Origin of the sequence: Streptococcus sp. 10824, assembly GCF_013276595.1 — a bacterium.
Lineage (GTDB): Bacteria > Bacillota > Bacilli > Lactobacillales > Streptococcaceae > Streptococcus > Streptococcus pseudopneumoniae.
Window position 1 is genome coordinate 1 of record NZ_VMLH01000175.1, and the last position, 434, is coordinate 434.

The 434-nt window shown below is 35.5% G+C and carries 1 protein-coding gene; it reads right to left on the reverse strand.

The genetic code is table 11. The features are described from left to right. Positions 1–61: 61 nt before the first annotated feature. Complete coding sequence (locus HT701_RS11175) at positions 62–361, reverse strand: DUF1827 family protein (RefSeq protein ID WP_000767185.1); 300 nt, start codon at positions 359–361, stop codon at positions 62–64. Between the last annotated feature and the right edge of the window lie 73 nt (positions 362–434).

Genomic DNA, 434 nt, shown 5'->3' on the forward strand with positions numbered 1-434 from the left:
GCGTTTTATTGTGGGAAGACTTATTGGACTTTCGCTCAAGTAGAGTTTTTACTCAATTTCCTCACTGGATTGGGATTGAAATTCCAATTAATTTCTCTGAGTAGAGTGTCTTGATATTGGCTTCATCAATAGAGTCCTTATTAATTTTACGTTTCAAGAAAAATTCTTGAATGGTTTCGATTTCAGGCTCACGAATAGCACGGTGTTTGTTTGAGATGAGGATTTCATAGTGAAGCGGCGCTTGGGTAAAAATAACATCTGTATTCCCTGCAGAATAAACCTCAACAAGGGTTGCATCGGTACTTTCTAGCTGATTTTTTACAAGTTGCGAGTGTGAGTTTGTCGTATTGATAAGCTTCATAATATTTCCTCCGATTTTCTAATTCTATTATAGCACTTTTTGAATAAAGTCGCTTGATTTATACTCAATGAAA